This is a genomic window from Haloechinothrix halophila YIM 93223, assembly GCF_000504245.1.
Classification (GTDB): Bacteria; Actinomycetota; Actinomycetes; order Mycobacteriales; family Pseudonocardiaceae; genus Haloechinothrix_A; species Haloechinothrix_A halophila.
This window is the reverse complement of sequence record NZ_KI632509.1, coordinates 3,322,952-3,338,291: the sequence shown is the minus strand read 5'-3', so window position 1 is coordinate 3,338,291 and position 15,340 is coordinate 3,322,952. Positions and strand designations below refer to the sequence as shown.

Sequence of the window (15,340 nt, the reverse complement as noted above, 5' to 3'; positions counted from 1 at the left end):
GCAGGAGCTCGTGATGACCCTGCTCGGCGCCTACGTGTGGCCGCGTGAGGACGGCCAGGTGTGGGCAGGCGGGCTGGTCGCGCTGCTCGCGGAGATGGGCTTTCGGGAGGGCGCGGCGCGGGTCGCGCTGACCAGGCTGGCCCGTCGCGACCTGATCGCGCGGCGCAAGCAGGGCAGGCTGGTGTATTACACCCTCACCGAGCGGGCTCGGCGGGTGCTCGCGGAAGGTGACAGCCGTATCTTCACCCTCGGCGCCAACGGCACGCGGTCCGCCGCGCAGTGGACGTTGCTCTGGCACGGCATCCCGGACACGCACCGGCGCGCGCGGGAGGCGCTCGTGCGGCGGCTGCGGTTTCTCGGGTTCGGCCCGATCCAGGACGGCACCTGGCTCGCGGTGCGGGACGCGGTGGGCCAGGTCAGCGACCTGCTCGACGACCTTGAGGTGCGCGAGCACGCCGGCCTGCTGCGGTGTTCGCCCGGCGGTGTGGCCGACGCTCGCGCGCTCATCACCCGGGCGTGGGATCTCGATGCGCTCGCCGAGGCCTACGCCGCCTTCGTTGGCGAGTTCGCGGCGGCATCGGCCACCGACGACCGGTCGGCGTTTCTCCTGCGTACCCGGTTGGTACACACGTTCAGACAATTTCCGTTCCGCGACCCGGAACTCCCAGCGGAGCTCATCGCCGCTCCGGAACAGCGTGCCGACGCCGTCGCGCTGTTCCACGAGCTGTACGCCACGCTGGCACCAGCAGCGCAGCGCCATTTCGACGAGGTGACCACGCCATGACCGAGCAGCACGCCGCCCTGAATTACACGTCGTACCTCGCTCTCGACGACGTCCTGAACGCGCAACATCCGCGCTCGGACGAGCACGACGAGATGCTGTTCATCGTCATCCATCAGGTCTATGAGCTGTGGTTCAAGCAGCTGCTGCACGAGCTGGACCACCTCACGGTGCGGCTCGACGCGGGTGATACCCCGCACGCGGTGCGCACACTGCGGCGCGTGCTGACCATTCTCAAGGTCGTCGTCGCGCAGATCGACGTCCTGGAGACGATGACGCCGAGCCAGTTCCTCAGCTTCCGGGAGCGCCTGGACGCCTCCAGCGGGTTCCAATCCGGACAGTTCCGTGAGCTGGAGGCGGTGCTCGGCAGGCGTGACCGGCGGGTGTTCGAGCACTACCCGGAGGGCACGCAGGCGCGCGAGCGCATCGCGGAGCGGATGGCACGCCCATCGCTGTTCGACTCCTTCCTGCGCTACCTCGCCGTGCACGATTACGACGTGCCCGCCGCGGCGCTGCACCGCGATGTGACGCGGCCGCTTGAGCCGTCGGAGCAGGTGCAGGATCTGCTGCTGCGGGTGTATTCCGATGACGCGGGTCCGGCTACGGTGTGCGAGAACCTGGTCGACCTGGATGAGGGCTTCCAGGAGTGGCGCTACCGGCACGTCAAGATGGTCGAGCGCACCATCGGGGACAAGGCAGGAACCGGCGGGTCTTCTGGCGCGGCCTACCTGCGTACCACCGTCGGCCGTCCGGCGTTTCCCGACCTGTGGGCCGTGCGGAGCAAGCTGTGAGCTACCGGATCGAGGATCTGACACGCACGCCGAACGCGTTGGCGGCGCACTACTCCGGGTTCCGCGTCGCCGACCGGCTGCTGCTGACCGGGCACTCGCACCAGGCGTGGCCGGACGTGGCGGCTGACGGTCAGCTCGACGCGTTGGCCGATGCCGCAGCGCACGTCGACGGCAAGTGGGATCGGGCAGCGGCCAAGGCAGACGAGGTGGCCGATGGCTATCGTCAGTTGCTTGCTGACCCTGCCGGCGAGGTCGCGCTCGGCGCGAACACCCACGAACTCGTGCTGCGATTCCTGTCCGGGTTGGACTTGCGGCGCAGGCAACGGCTGGTGACCACCGACGGCGAGTTCCACACCCTACGCAGGCAATTGGCGCGGCTGGGCGAGGAAGGTATCGAGGTAGTGCGGGTGCCGGTGGAGCCGATTGACACCCTCGCCGAACGCCTCGCGTCCGAAGTCGATGACGGCACCGCAGCCGCGCTGGTCTCGCTGGTGTTGTTCGAGACAGCCAGGATCGTCGGCGGGCTGGAGACAGTCGCCGCGGCGTGCGCACGGCACGGGGCCGAGCTGCTGGTGGATGTTTACCATGCGCTCGGCGTTGTTGAGGTGGACCTCGCCGCGCTGGGGCTGGCCGATGCCTGGGTGACCGGCGGCGGGTACAAGTACCTCCAGCTCGGTGAGGGGAACTGTTTCCTGCGGTTGCCGCCGCATGCCGATCGGTTCCGGCCGGTGATCACCGGATGGTTCGCCGAGTTCGGTGAGCTTGCCGAGGAGAAGGCGCCAGGCCTGGTGCGGTACCCGAATGGCGCTGCCCGGTTCGCGGGGGCGACCTATGACCCGACCAGCCACTACCGGGCCGCGCGCGTGCTGCGGTTCCGGGACGAGCACGGTCTGCGGCCCGCGTTCCTGCGTGCGCTCGCCCAGCATCAGCTCGAGGTGCTGGCGACGGCGTTCGACGAGCTGGCGCTGCCGCCCGACGTCGTCAGCAGGGACCGGAGGTCATCGCTGTCCGCTTATGGTGGGTTCCTCGCGTTGCGCTGCCGGGACGCGCAGGGACTGCGACGGGCGCTGGCCGAACGCGGGGTACATACCGACGCCAGGAGACCGTACCTGCGGTTCGGTCCCGCGCCGTACCTCAATGACACCCAGCTGACCGACGCGATGGCGGCACTGGGCGAGGTCGTCAGGGGTTGACCGCCCTGCTCTACCGGGACGCCAGCACGGTCAGCAGCAGCGCGGCCGCGGCAGCAGAACCAACCGCACCGAGCGACGCCCATGGTGGGATGCCGGGCAGCGCGTCGGCGACCAGCACCGCCGCGCAGGCCAGGGCGACGCCCGGCAACAGTGACACGCTCTCGCGCAGCCGCGCGCCCGCCCGCCTGCCGCCGCTGAGCGTGACCAACAGCGCCAGCGTCGCGACACCGGCGGCGAGTGCGAGCGGGATCGTCATGGCGATGGCCGTCTTACCGCGAGTGGCCGGAGCGCCAGTGGGGCGAGCGCTTCGTCCACAGTGGAGTCCTGTCGCCACGCGACGATCGGGATGCCAAGCAGCCCGAAGTTGCGGTACATCGTGGTGCGCTCCCAGCGCCACATGGTGCCGACCAGTGGGTCGGTCTCGCCATGCGCTGGCAACTCCCGCAGCACGTCGACCACAGCGACGGCGTGCCCCCGCAGCCGGACGTCGTTGAGCAGTGTCGCGATGCGACCATCCAGTAGCGGCGTGAACGCGACCACCAGCGCCGACGGCGGCAGAATGCCGCGCGGCAGCACATCTCCGTGGCCCGCGTGGCTGGACTCGGATTCGCCCGCGGCGGGGATCGCATCCAGCGCCGCGTCGGCGATCCGGTAGAACTGCCGCCGCCCGATGTCCGGCCGCACCCAGCGCAACGGGCCACCGAGTGCGATTACCCCTGCCTGGTCACCACGCCGCAACGCGGCGCGTGTCAGCTGCGCCGCGCCCGCGACGGCCAGCGAACACGCCCGCCGCACCGGTGGTGGGCACGCGCCGCCGGGGGAGTGCAGCATCCAGGCGTCGATCAACGCGACCATGGTCGCCGAGCGCTCCGCCAACCGCTCGGTGACGTGCAGCCTGCCGCGCCGCGCGCTGGCGTGCCAGTTCACCATGCGCAACTGATCACCAGGTACGTACGGCCGGATGCCCGCGAACTCGACACCCGTGCCCAGCCGGCGACCGATGTGCGCGCCGATACGGTCCGGCAGTTCGGCGGTGCGTGGCGCGGTGCGCATCGGCTCGGGCCTCGGATACACCCGCAGCCGCACCGGGTGCCGCACCACCGTCGCCGCCAGCAGTCCGGAGCACGCGCGCAGGTCGACCGTCACGGCGGGTGCGAATCGTCCCCATGCGGGGGTGTACACCTGGCAGTGCCGCATAGCGCCGTTCGACGTCCTGGTGACCGTGGCGGCCGTGACGTCGACATCCACTCCGGCGATCGAGATCCGTTCCACTGCGCAGCCGCTGACGGTGACGGTCACCGCGAGGTCGACGGTCTCCCCTTCGAAGCAGTGCTCCTCAGCGCGATCACTGCTCACGCTGACCTGCCCGGTCGGTGAACGCGCGTTGAGCAGTGCGCCCAGCAGGGGCGCCGCGAACGCGACGAACTCGACCCGCCGCCACAACACCGCGCTGATCAGTGCCGCCGACGCGAGCACGGTCAGCGTCACCGCCAAGGGCGACGGCCGCCACCGCGGCGCCTCGGCGCCAGGTTCCCTGCTCGATGTGCTCATGAGCTTGGTCCCACCCGAGGCACCGGCGTCCGGTCCAGCAGATCGGCTAGCACCTGTTCCGGTCGCACCCGGCGCACCCACATCTCGGGGCGCAACGCGACCCGGTGCGCCCACGCCGGGCTGGTCAGCGCCTTGATGTCCTCGGGAATCACGTAGTCGCGGCCCGCGAGCAGCGCCCTGCCGCGCGCCAGCTGCACCAGGTCCAGCTCGGCGCGTGGGCTGGCCCCGACGTCGACCTGGTGGTGATTCCTGGTCGCGTCCGCCAGCGTGACGACATAGTCGAGGACGTCAGCGTGCACTGACACCGACTCGACCGACTCCCGCATGAGCAGCAGATCGGCTGGCGTGAGCACCGCGCACAGCCGTTCTGGTTCCGCGCCACGCCGCAACCTGCGCCGCAGCATCTCCACCTCACCGTCCGCTGGCAGGTAGCCCAGCCGCACCCGCAGACAGAACCGGTCGAGCTGCGCCTCTGGCAGCGGGTAGGTGCCCTCGTACTCGATCGGGTTGTCCGTGGCGAGCACGAGGAACGGCTCGGCCAGCCGGTGTGTGGTGCCGTCGATGCTGACCTGGCCCTCGGCCATCGCCTCAAGCAGCGCGGACTGGGTCTTTGGCGGCGTGCGGTTGATCTCGTCGGCCAGCAGCACGTGGGTGAACACCGGGCCCTTGCGCAACACGAACTCCCCGGTGGACTGCTCGTAGACGGTGGAGCCGAGCAGGTCGGCGGGCAGCAGATCAGGTGTGAACTGCACCCGCGTGAAGTCCAGCCCGAACACCGTCGCGAACGATCGGGCGATGAGCGTCTTACCCATGCCGGGCAGGTCCTCGATCAGGATGTGGCCGTGCGCGAGCACGCCGGTCAGGATCTGCTCAAGGGCCGCCCGCTTGCCAACGACCGCGCGTTCGATCTCGGCAAGCACTTCGTCGGCTCGCGCCGCGGTCGCCGCCGTCGTGGTGCCGGTCTCGCTCATGACGACTCCAACCGGTCGAGGATGGTGGCCAGGGCATCTCGGCCTGGACCGGGACCGTCGAGCCGCGTTGTGAAGGCGCCGTGCGGGTCGACCAGCGGCCACAGCAGTGGGCCGAGGAGCATCTCACCGGCCGCGTGGCGGGACTCGTCGCCGCGACGCGGGCCGAGCGCTTCCTCGAGCTGCCGGGCGAGCACCGGCCGGACGTGGCGATCCCAGTCGCGACGCGTCCCGGATGCCCAGCTCACCGTGGCCTGCGCGTGCGCGAGCGTGGAGTCCAATTCGGCCGCGTCAACGGCGGGCGCTGGCCCGGTACCGCGGGGGAGCGCGCGCGAGACGACCCACAACGTCACCCCGATGAGCACCAGGACGGCGACACCGCTGGCGACGGCGTTGATCACGATGATCGCCATCGCGGCCTCCCGAGTTCGGCGAGAATCGTGCGCAGCGTCGTCGCGGCCGCGCTGCGATCGGCTTCGGTCATCGAGTGCGTGCTGTAGCGGGCCTCGTGGAACAGCTCGAGCATCCTGCTGCCGGTGGACGCGCTGAGCTGGCCCTGCTCGGCAGCCCTGCGCAGCACGTCGGCGGGCGCGTCGGCGGGCCGCGGTGCCGACGCTGGTGCCTCGGCCAGCGCGCGTTCCATCGCCGCGTAGCAGCTGATGATCGCGGCGCGCGGGTCCGAACCGGGCGTCTCGACGGCGCTGAGCGCCCGCCCGGCCGCGGTGGCCAGCGGCTGCTGTCTCGCACCGCTGGGCGCGGGCGTGCCGGGCATGGGGAGGTCGTGGGGCGCGGGGCGGCGGGCGCGGAGCACGGCCACCGCCAGCAGGAGTAGCAGCGCGACGGCGACGGCCGTGGCCGCTAGTTCCGGTGCCGAGCTGGCGCCGTCCGGTTCGGACGGTGGTGCCGGTGCCGGTGGCGATGTCTCCTGCGTGCCATCGGGGTCGGTGCCGCCGCGCATCGTTGGCCGGGCAGGCGGCAGCACTCGCGCGAGCGCCGCCAGCGCGGCCGTGACGGCGAGCAACGCGGCGAGCGCCAGCAACGCGGCACGTCCCCGTGGCCGCGCGGGCCGTGGCCTGCGTGGCCTGTGGACCGGAGCGGGGCGGTAGCGCAGGCCCGCGTACAGCACCACCAGCAGCGCAGGGGCCAGCAGCACGATCAGCCATCCGATCACGACGGTGGCTGGAGTGTTGTCGGCGGCGGGCATCGGTGCGCCAGGTGCCGGGGCACGCAACGCTGCGACCGCTGTGATGAGCAGCAGCACGAACAGGACCACGCGCGCCCGTGACGGCATGTGTCAACGGTGCGCGATCGATGGCGACCGCACAACCCGTTCGTGTCGGCGTCGTGGCCGGTTGAGCTGGTTGTCGAACGAGTGTCGGCTTTCCTGCCTGCCGTGGGTCTGCGAAAGTTGATGTCGAGCACGTCGGCACCGCGGGAGGCGGCGATGACACAGCAGCACCAGGAGTGGATCGGCCCGGTCGTGGTGGGCGTCGACGGCTCGCAATCGGCGCTGCGCGCGGTGCGCTGGGCGGCGCGCGAGGCCAGCGGGCACCGGGTCGGGCTGCGCGTCGTGCACGCGATCGGGGTGCCGGAGTTCTTCCCCGGCGGGGCGATCTCACCGTCAACCGAGCTGTACCACCTGCTCGAACAGGACTCCGAGAGCGTGCTGCGGGAAGCGGAGGTCGCCGCCGAGGAGGTCGCGCCTGGTGTCGAGGTCCAGTCGGAGTCCACAATGGACCCGCCGGTGATCGCGCTGATCGAGGCGTCCAACTCGGCGCGCAGCATCGTGCTCGGCGAGTCGGGCAGGGGCACGTTCGCCGGGTTGTTGCTCGGCTCAACCACCGTCACTCTCGCCGCGCACGCGCACTGTCCCGTCATCGCGGTACGGGGCGACGTCGACCGGCCCGCCGACGCGCCCGTCGTGGTCGGCGTGGATGGCAGCGAGCTCAGTGAGCACGCGCTGGGCTGCGCGTTCGAACAGGCGGCGTTTCGCGGCGTGCGGCTGGTCGCGATGCACGCCTACACCGACGCCGACGCCAAGGCGGTGTTCAGCGAGGCCAGGATGGCCCACGACTGGGAGCCGCTGGAACAGGCCGAGGAACGTATCCTCGCGGAACGGCTCGCCGGGTGGAGCGAGCTCTACCCCGACGTGACCGTCGAGCGCGACCTGGTGCGGTCCAAGCCGCGCGAACGGCTGCTCGAGTGGAGCGAGTCCGCCTGCCTTGTCGTGGTCGGCAGCAGGGGACGGGGCGGCTTCAGCGGGCTGCTACTCGGGTCGACGAGTCAGGCGCTGTTGCACCATGCGTACTGCCCGGTGCTTGTCGTGCGGGCGGATCCTGGGCAGTGAGAAACTCGTCGAGGTAACGCCACGTCGTCTCCCGCGCATCGGGGCCGGTGAGGATGCCGAGGTGGCTGCCGCGTGTCGTCGTGAACCGCACGGACGTGCCGGTGAGCACGCTGGTGCCAGCTCGCGCCGCCGCTTCGGTGGTGATGACGTCGGTCGTGCCCGCGACCAGCAGCACCGGCACGGTGACGTCGGCCAAGTGAATCCGGCGCGCGCCGAGCTTGAGCGTGCCGCGCGCGAGGTCGTTGTGGATGATCAGCCTGCCGTTGACCTGGCCGTAGAACCGGCCGGGGTAGGCGGGCATCGCGGACATGAACCGGTCAACGGCCTGCATCTTGCCGAGGGCGTCGGTGTCGAGCAGATTGCGGGCGATGAACGCCGGTTTGGTGAGGGTGCGGTCCAGTGCGGTGACACTGAACCCGGTGCGTACGAGCGCTCCGGGGATTCCGCCCGCGAGGCGGTAGACGCTGGTGACCGGCTCGCCGCCGGTGAGCTTGCCAACCCGCCGCCAGGGTTGGAGCATCGGCAGCTTGCTGTAGTCGATCGGGCTGCCGACGGCGGTGATCGAGCGGATCGGCAGCTCCTGGTGCGCGGCGGCGGTCAGCAGGCTGAGCGTGCCGCCGATAGACCAGGCGACGACGTCGACCGCCGCGCCGTTTTCGGCGGCTGAGGCGCGGCGGATGGCGTTGGGGATGATCTCGTCGATCCAGTCCTCCATGCCCATGCGCCGGTCTGCGAAGCCGATCTCGCCGTAGTCGACCAGGTAGGTGCGCCTGCCGGTCTCGACGAGGAACTCCGCGAGGCTCTGGCCCTTGCGTAGGTCGAAGCAGTTCGCGGGCGCGGCGAGCGGCGGCACCAGCAGCACCGGCGACGTAGGGGAGGTGGCGTCGGAGGCGGCCGTTGTGCTGGACGCCGCGCTGGGCGTTGGACCGCTGAACCGGCGCAGCACCTGGTGCGGCTCATCATGGAGCACGGTCGACGGCGTGGCGTGCGGCGGCTCGACGCCGTCGCCGAATGCCAGCGCCAAGGCGTTGCGGGCCGCGGTGGTCGCGTGCGTTGTCAGAAGCTGCAGCACCAATCCTCCAAACCTACTCATGCGTAAAATAACGCAGGGGGACCGGTGTGGATACCGCTTGTATCGAGAGTCACCCGTCGCGGGCGAATACCAAGGCCGGGAACGCCTTCGCCGGGTATATGGCGACGAGAAACCGGCAAACAGCACCGAATCCGGCGCACATCACGCAACGTGCCCGGCGAAGGCGCGCCATGCGGGGCAGAGCAGCGCGCGGTGCCAGCGCCAGCCGCGAGCCAACACAGAAACGGCCCGCTGACGCCATTGTCAGCGGGCCGCGTTCGGGGGTCCGGCACACCGGCCGCCGCCGCACCCGCCAGGCGGGCAGCGACGGCCGATCGGTGGCCGTGGGTTATGCGATCGGGCGGTCGGTCGGGTTGACCGGACGGGGCAGCACGTCACGGCCGGTGAGGTAGGCGTCCACGCCGGCGGCCGCGGCACGGCCCTCGGCGATGGCCCACACGATCAGCGACTGACCCCTGCCGATGTCACCGGCGCTGAACACGCCGTCGACGTTGGTCTGGTAGTCCTGGCTGCGCACCACATTGCCGCGCTCGTCGTAGCCGACGCCGAGGTCCTCCAGCAGCGCGCCCTTCTCCGGGCCGACGAAGCCCATCGCCAGCGTCACCAGCTGGGCGGGGATCTCCCGCTCGGTGCCTGCCACCGGCTCGAAACGGCCGTCGACGCGCTCGACGTCGACGAGCCTGATGGCCCGCAGCTTGCCCTCGTCGTCGGCGAGGAACTCCTGGGTGTTGACGGAGAAGACCCGCTCGCCACCCTCCTCATGCGCCGAGGACGTCCGGTAGATCATCGGATACGTCGGCCACGGGTTCGCCTCGCCGCGCGACTCCGGCGGCTTCGGCATGATCTCCAGCTGCGTCACCGATCGCGCGCCCTGGCGGTGCGCGGTGCCGAGGCAGTCGGCACCGGTGTCACCGCCACCGATGATCACGACGTCCTTGTCCTTGGCGCTGATCGGTGTGTCCGCCAGGTCACCGCTGGCGACCTTGTTCGCGGGCGGCAGGTACTCCATCGCCTGGTAGACGCCCTCTGCCTCGCGGCCGGGGATCGGCAGGTCCCGCCACTGCGTCGCGCCACCGGACAGCACCACCGCGTCGTAGGACTCGCGCAGCTGCGCGGCGGTGACGTCGACGCCGACGTTGACGCTGGTGCGGAACTCGGTGCCCTCCGCCCGCATCTGGTCCAGCCGCCGGTCCAGCCGGAACTTCTCCATCTTGAACTCGGGGATGCCGTAGCGCAGCAGGCCACCGATCTTGTCGGCCCGCTCGAACACGACGACGTCGTGCCCGGCGCGGGTGAGCTGCTGCGCGGCGGCCAGCCCGGCGGGACCGGAACCGACGACCGCGACCTTCTTGCCGGTCTTGGTCTCCGGCAGCACCGGCTTGACCCAGCCCTCGTCCCATGCGCGGTCGATGATCGAGATCTCGACGCGCTTGATGGTGACCGGATCATCGTTGATGCCGAGCACGCACGCCGACTCGCACGGCGCGGGGCACAACGTCCCGGTGAACTCCGGGAAGTTGTTCGTCGCGTGCAGCCGCTCGATGGCGTCCTGCCAGTCGTCCCGCCAGACCAGGGTGTTCCAGTCAGGGATCAGGTTGCCCAGCGGGCAGCCCTCGTGGCAGAAGGGGATGCCGCAGTCCATGCAGCGGCCGGCCTGCTTGGGAAGCTTGCCCTGGGCGAACTCGGCAGGGTCCTCGTAGACCTCGCGCCAGTCCTTCAATCGCAGCGGCACCGGCCGAGTCTTCGGCACCTCCCGCTCAGTGGTCATAAAACCCTTGGCGTCAGCCATGTGCCGCCTCCATGATTGCCTCGTTGATGTCGCGGCCATCGCGCTCGGCTTGAGCCTGCGCGGCGAGCACGCGCTTGAAGTCCTTCGGCATGACCTTGCCGAACCGTTCGACAGCGGTGTCGAAGTCGGTCAGCAGCCGATGCGCGACGGTGGAGCCGGTCTCGGCGTAGTGCCGTTCGACGGCGTCGCGCAGGAATTCACGGTCGGTGTCGTCCAGCGGGTCGAGATCGACCATCTCCGTGTTGACCCGGTGCTGCTTGGCAGCCAGGTCCAGGATGTAGGCGGTCCCGCCCGACATGCCTGCCGCGAAGTTGCGGCCGATGCCGCCGAGCACGACGACCTTGCCGCCGGTCATGTACTCGCAGCCGTGGTCGCCGACGTCCTCGACGACGGCGGTCGCGCCCGAGTTGCGGACACAGAACCGCTCACCGACCTTGCCGCGCAGGTACAGCTCGCCGCCGGTCGCGCCGTAGGCGATGACGTTGCCCGCGATCAGGTTCTCCTCGGCGACGAACTGCGCGTCGGCGTGCGGCCGGATGATGACCCGGCCACCGGAGAGCCCCTTGGCCACGTAGTCGTTGCCGTCACCGATCAGCCGCAGCGTGATGCCCTTCGGCACGAATGCGCCGAACGACTGGCCCGCGGTGCCGGTGAACGTGACGTCGATGGTGTTGTCCGGCAGGCCCTCGCCGCCCCAGCGCTTGGTCAGCTCGTGGCCCAGCATGGTGCCGACGGTGCGGTTCACATTGCGCACCGGCAGCTCCAGCTTGACCGGGGTGCCCTCGTTGAGCGCGCCTTCCGCGAGCTGAATCAGCGTGTTGTCCAGTGCCTTGTCGAGGCCGTGATCCTGCGTGACGACCTGGTGCCGGGCCGCGTCCTCGGAGATCTCCGGCACGTGGAAGATCGGCGACAGGTCCAGCCCCTTGGCCTTCCAGTGGTCGACCGCCTTGCTGGTGTCGAGCATCTCGGCGTGACCGATCGCCTCGTCCAGCGAGCGGAAGCCCAGCGCGGCCAGGTACTCCCGCACCTCCTGCGCGACGTACTCGAAGAAGTTCACCACGTAGTCGGCCTTGCCGGAGAACTTCTCCCGCAGCTTCGGGTTCTGGGTGGCCACACCGACCGGGCAGGTGTCCAGGTGGCAGACCCGCATCATGATGCAGCCGGACACGACGAGGGGAGCGGTGGCGAAGCCGTACTCCTCGGCGCCGAGCAGCGCGGCGACGATCACGTCGCGGCCGGTCTTGAGCTGACCGTCGGTCTGCACCACGATCCGGTCCCGCAGCCGGTTGGACAGCAGCGTCTGCTGCGTCTCGGCGAGGCCGAGCTCCCACGGGGCGCCAGCGTGCTTGATCGACGACAAGGGCGAGGCACCCGTGCCACCGTCGTGACCGGAGATCAGCACGACATCGGCATGGGCCTTGGACACACCGGCCGCGACCGTGCCGACCCCGACCTCGGACACCAGCTTGACGTGGATCCGCGCGTTCGGGTTGGCGTTCTTCAGGTCGTGGATCAGCTGCGCCAGGTCCTCGATCGAATAGATGTCGTGGTGCGGCGGCGGCGAGATCAGCCCGACACCCGGCGTCGAGTGCCGCGTCGTGGCCACCCACGGATACACCTTGGTTCCCGGCAGCTGACCACCTTCGCCCGGCTTGGCGCCCTGGGCCATCTTGATCTGGATGTCGTCGGCGTTGACCAGGTATTCGCTGGTCACACCGAAGCGGCCGGAGGCGACCTGCTTGATCGCACTGCGGCGCTCCGGGTCGTAGAGCCGGTCGACGTCCTCGCCGCCCTCACCGGTGTTCGACTTCGCGCCGAGCCGGTTCATGGCGATCGCCAGTGTCTCGTGCATCTCCTTGGAGATCGAGCCGTAGGAGATGGCGCCGGTGGAGAACCGCTTCACGATCTCCGAGACCGGCTCGACCTCCTCGATCGGCACCGGCGGGCGCGCGCCCTCCTTGAGCTCGAACAGCCCGCGCAGCGTCATCAGCTTCTCGGCCTGGTCGTCGACCGACTGGGTGTACTCCTTGAAGATGTCGTACTTCCCGGAGCGGGTGGAGTGCTGCAGCTTGAACACCGTCTGCGGGTTGAACAGGTGGTGCTCACCCTCGCGGCGCCACTGGTAGTCACCGCCGAACTCCAGCTCGCGGTGACTGGCGTGCACACCGTCTGCCGGGAACGCGACCCGGTGTCGCTGCGCGACCTCCTCGGCCAGCGTGTCGAAGCCGACGCCGCCCAGCCGGGACGTCGTGCCGGTGAAGCAGGACTCGATGACCTCCTCGCCGAGCCCGAACGCCTCGAAGATCTGCGCACCGGTATAGGAGGCGACGGTGGAGACACCCATCTTGGACATCGTCTTGCGCACGCCCTTGCCCAGCGCCTTGATCAGGTTCTGGGTGGCGTGCTTCGGGTCGGTGTCGCCGAGAATGCCGCGCTCGGCCATCTCCTCGACCGTGGCCATCGCCAGGTACGGGTTGACCGCGGCGGCGCCGAAGCCGATCAGCAGCGCGATGTGGTGCACCTCGCGGGCATCGCCGGACTCCACGACGAGGCCCACCTGAGTGCGCAGCTTCTCTCGCACCAAGTGGTGATGCACCGCGCCGGTGAGCAGCAACGACGGGATTGGTGCGTGGTCGGCGTCGACGCCCCTGTCGGACAGCACGATCAGCCGCGCGCCGTCGTTGATGGCCTCGACGACCTCGCTGCGGATCTCGTCCAGCCTGCGGACCAGTGCCTCGCCGCCGCCGTGCACGTCGTAGCGGCCGTCGATGGTGACCGACTGGAACTCTGGCAGGTCGCCGTCGTCGTTGACGTGGACCAGCTTGGCCAGCTCGTCGTTGTCGACGACGGGGAACGGCAGCACGATCTTGCGCGCGTGCTCGGGCCCGGCGTCGAGCAGGTTCGGCTCGGAGCCAAGCTGCGCGCCGAGTGCGGTCACCATCTCCTCACGGATCGCGTCCAGCGGCGGGTTGGTGACCTGCGCGAACAGCTGGGTGAAGTAGTCGAACAGCTGCCGCGAGCGCGCCGAGAGCGGGGCGAGGGGCGAGTCGTTGCCCATCGAGCCGATCGGCTCCGCGCCGACGTTGGCCATCGGCGCGAGCAGCACCGACAGCTCCTCCTCGGTGTAGCCGAACGCCTGCTGACGGCGCACCAGCGAGGAGTGCGTCGGCACCTCGCGCTCCCGCTCGGGCAGCTCGGCCAGCCGCAGCATGCCCTTCTCGACCCACGCGCCGTACGGGTGCTCCGCGGCGAGCTGCCCCTTGATCTCGGCGTCGTCGATGATGCGGCCCTCGGCCGTGTCGACCAGGAACATCCTGCCCGGCTCGAGGCGGCCCTTCTTCACGATCGACGACGGTTCGATGTCGAGCACGCCAACCTCGGAAGCCGCGACGACGAGGCCGTCCTCGGTCACCCAGTAACGCGCGGGCCGCAGACCGTTACGGTCAAGCACCGCACCGATCTGGGTGCCGTCGGTGAACGCGACCAGGGCGGGGCCGTCCCACGGCTCCATCATCGTGGAGTGGTACTCGTAGAACGCCCTGCGCTCCGGGTCCATCTCGTCGTGGTTCTCCCACGCCTCGGGGATCATCATGAGCACCGAGTGCGGCAGCGACCGGCCGCCGAGGTGCAGCAGCTCCAGCACCTCGTCGAACGACGCCGAGTCGGACGCGCCACGCGTGATGATCGGGTAGACGCGCTCGAGCTTGCCGGGGAACAGGTCGCTGTCCAGCATGGACTCGCGCGCGTCCATCCAGTTGCGGTTGCCGCGCAGCGTGTTGATCTCACCGTTGTGGGCGACGTAGCGGTACGGGTGCGCCAGCGGCCACGACGGGAAGGTGTTGGTGGAGAACCGCGAGTGGACCAGGCCGATCGAACTGGTCACGCGCTCGTCGGACAGGTCGAGGAAGAACTTCTCCACCTGCGGCTCAGTGAGCATGCCCTTGTAGATGATGGTGCGAGAGGACAGGCTCGGGAAGTAGACGTTCTGCTCCTCGAGCGCGTGCTCGGCGCGCTTGCGCACGACGAACGCCAGGCGCTCCAGCTCAAGCCCGGTGACGGCCTCGTCGCGGGGCGCGAGGAACAGCTGGGAGAAGTGCGGCATCGTGGTGGCCGCCGTCGGGCCGACGTGCTCGGGGTCGACGGGCAGTTCCCGCCAGCCGAGCGGGCGCATGTCCTCCTCGGCGGCGATGCGCTCGATGGTGGACTTGGCCTTGTCCCGCGCCTGGGCGTCGGTCGGCAGGAACGCGGTGCCCACCACGTAGCCGCCCGCCTCGGGCAGCTCGAAGTCGACGACATCGCGGTAGAACGCATCAGGCACCTGGATCAGCAAGCCGGCACCATCACCGGTGTCCGGTTCGGCGCCGCGTGCGCCGCGGTGCTCCAGGTTTCGCAGGGCGACGAGAGCCTTACGCACGATGTCGTGATCGCGCCTTCCCGCGAGGTCGGCGACGAAGGCGACGCCACAGGCGTCGTGCTCGAAAGACTCGTCGTAGAGCCCCGCGCCGCTGCGGGTAAGGGGGTTGTGGTGGGTCACGGCTGGCCGTCCTCCCATGGGTGTCGGCGCTGCCGGTCGCGGCTGATCGTGCGCTGATTAGTCCGATCCAGCGTTGCTGAGACCGGCAGCTAACGATGCCGCCCGGAGTCGCGATAGTGAGACTGAGCTGCCCGATTAGGCAGGCGATCACACCGCACTGTGTGACCTGCTGACACACCTCGTCGTGTGTCCCTGCGCGCTCCGCGTCGCCTCCGGATTGGCGGAGGCCGCAGGCGCGCACTTCGCTGCGCCCCGGGATTTCCGGGGTCAGATTACTTTAGTGTGAAATTCGG

General features: G+C 69.9%; 12 protein-coding genes. 4 read left to right on the top strand and 8 right to left on the bottom strand.

What is annotated here, in order from left to right; translation table 11 throughout:
• Window positions 1-13 precede the first annotated feature (13 nt).
• Genes AMYHA_RS15305 through AMYHA_RS15295 form a run of 3 tightly spaced genes read left to right on the top strand, consistent with a single transcriptional unit; the run spans window position 14 to window position 2,765 of the window.
• On the top strand, window positions 14-784 hold the full coding sequence (locus AMYHA_RS15305) for a PaaX family transcriptional regulator (protein ID WP_051399964.1): 771 nt from the start codon (window positions 14-16) through the stop codon (window positions 782-784).
• Complete coding sequence (locus AMYHA_RS15300; RefSeq protein ID WP_034271964.1) at window positions 781-1,572, top strand: tryptophan 2,3-dioxygenase; 792 nt, start codon at window positions 781-783, stop codon at window positions 1,570-1,572. The genes AMYHA_RS15305 and AMYHA_RS15300 overlap by 4 nt, the downstream gene beginning before the upstream one ends.
• Window positions 1,569-2,765, top strand: a complete 1,197-nt coding sequence (locus AMYHA_RS15295; RefSeq protein WP_231104765.1) for a kynureninase/PvdN C-terminal domain-containing protein — start codon at window positions 1,569-1,571, stop codon at window positions 2,763-2,765. Before AMYHA_RS15300 ends, AMYHA_RS15295 begins: the two co-directional genes overlap by 4 nt.
• 10 nt (window positions 2,766-2,775) lie before the next feature.
• On the opposite strand, the gene AMYHA_RS15290 is transcribed toward AMYHA_RS15295, so the two are convergent.
• Genes AMYHA_RS15290 through AMYHA_RS25875 form a run of 5 tightly spaced genes read right to left on the bottom strand, consistent with a single transcriptional unit; the run spans window position 2,776 to window position 6,575 of the window.
• Window positions 2,776-3,021, bottom strand: a complete 246-nt coding sequence (locus tag AMYHA_RS15290) for a hypothetical protein (RefSeq protein WP_034271962.1) — start codon at window positions 3,019-3,021, stop codon at window positions 2,776-2,778.
• The gene (locus AMYHA_RS15285; protein ID WP_084037254.1) at window positions 3,018-4,316 is read right to left on the bottom strand and encodes a DUF58 domain-containing protein; all 1,299 of its coding nucleotides are present in this window, start codon (window positions 4,314-4,316) and stop codon (window positions 3,018-3,020) included. The genes AMYHA_RS15290 and AMYHA_RS15285 overlap by 4 nt, the downstream gene beginning before the upstream one ends.
• Window positions 4,313-5,287, bottom strand: coding sequence for an AAA family ATPase (locus AMYHA_RS15280; RefSeq protein WP_034271960.1), 975 nt, complete (start codon window positions 5,285-5,287; stop codon window positions 4,313-4,315). The genes AMYHA_RS15285 and AMYHA_RS15280 overlap by 4 nt, the downstream gene beginning before the upstream one ends.
• Entirely contained in the window at window positions 5,284-5,697 is a 414-nt protein-coding gene (locus AMYHA_RS15275; RefSeq protein ID WP_051399962.1) for a hypothetical protein, read from the bottom strand. Before AMYHA_RS15275 ends, AMYHA_RS15280 begins: the two co-directional genes overlap by 4 nt.
• The gene (locus tag AMYHA_RS25875; protein WP_051399961.1) at window positions 5,682-6,575 is read right to left on the bottom strand and encodes a DUF4129 domain-containing protein; all 894 of its coding nucleotides are present in this window, start codon (window positions 6,573-6,575) and stop codon (window positions 5,682-5,684) included. The genes AMYHA_RS15275 and AMYHA_RS25875 overlap by 16 nt, the downstream gene beginning before the upstream one ends.
• A 153-nt stretch (window positions 6,576-6,728) precedes the next feature.
• On the opposite strand from AMYHA_RS25875, the gene AMYHA_RS15265 reads away from it, so the two are divergent.
• Window positions 6,729-7,631 (top strand): universal stress protein, encoded by a 903-nt coding sequence (locus AMYHA_RS15265; RefSeq protein WP_034277404.1) that lies wholly within the window; start codon window positions 6,729-6,731, stop codon window positions 7,629-7,631.
• Here the strand turns inward: AMYHA_RS15265 and AMYHA_RS15260 are convergent.
• The 3 genes from AMYHA_RS15260 to gltB all read right to left on the bottom strand — a co-directional run bounded on the left by AMYHA_RS15260 (window position 7,540) and on the right by gltB (window position 15,047).
• On the bottom strand, window positions 7,540-8,703 hold the full coding sequence (locus tag AMYHA_RS15260; protein WP_196776904.1) for an alpha/beta hydrolase: 1,164 nt from the start codon (window positions 8,701-8,703) through the stop codon (window positions 7,540-7,542). The two genes, AMYHA_RS15265 and AMYHA_RS15260, sit on opposite strands and share 92 nt — an antisense overlap.
• Window positions 8,704-9,052: 349 nt before the next feature.
• Entirely contained in the window at window positions 9,053-10,513 is a 1,461-nt protein-coding gene (locus AMYHA_RS15255) for a glutamate synthase subunit beta (protein WP_034271958.1), read from the bottom strand.
• Window positions 10,506-15,047 carry a glutamate synthase large subunit gene (gltB, locus tag AMYHA_RS15250; protein ID WP_034271956.1) on the bottom strand — a complete coding sequence of 1,514 codons (4,542 nt, stop codon included), beginning with the start codon at window positions 15,045-15,047 and terminating at the stop codon, window positions 10,506-10,508. Before gltB ends, AMYHA_RS15255 begins: the two co-directional genes overlap by 8 nt.
• Window positions 15,048-15,340: the final 293 nt, after the last annotated feature.

Coding starts and splice junctions, on each gene's coding strand:
- AMYHA_RS15285 (WP_084037254.1), bottom strand. CDS start 4,316: ATGAGCACATCGAGCAGGGAACCTGGCGCCGAGGCGCCGCGGTGGCGG.
- AMYHA_RS15265 (WP_034277404.1), top strand. CDS start 6,729: ATGACACAGCAGCACCAGGAGTGGATCGGCCCGGTCGTGGTGGGCGTC.
- AMYHA_RS15255 (WP_034271958.1), bottom strand. CDS start 10,513: ATGGCTGACGCCAAGGGTTTTATGACCACTGAGCGGGAGGTGCCGAAG.
- AMYHA_RS15300 (WP_034271964.1), top strand. CDS start 781: ATGACCGAGCAGCACGCCGCCCTGAATTACACGTCGTACCTCGCTCTC.
- AMYHA_RS15280 (WP_034271960.1), bottom strand. CDS start 5,287: ATGAGCGAGACCGGCACCACGACGGCGGCGACCGCGGCGCGAGCCGAC.
- AMYHA_RS15275 (WP_051399962.1), bottom strand. CDS start 5,697: ATGGCGATCATCGTGATCAACGCCGTCGCCAGCGGTGTCGCCGTCCTG.
- AMYHA_RS15290 (WP_034271962.1), bottom strand. CDS start 3,021: ATGACGATCCCGCTCGCACTCGCCGCCGGTGTCGCGACGCTGGCGCTG.
- AMYHA_RS25875 (WP_051399961.1), bottom strand. CDS start 6,575: ATGCCGTCACGGGCGCGCGTGGTCCTGTTCGTGCTGCTGCTCATCACA.
- AMYHA_RS15305 (WP_051399964.1), top strand. CDS start 14: ATGACCCTGCTCGGCGCCTACGTGTGGCCGCGTGAGGACGGCCAGGTG.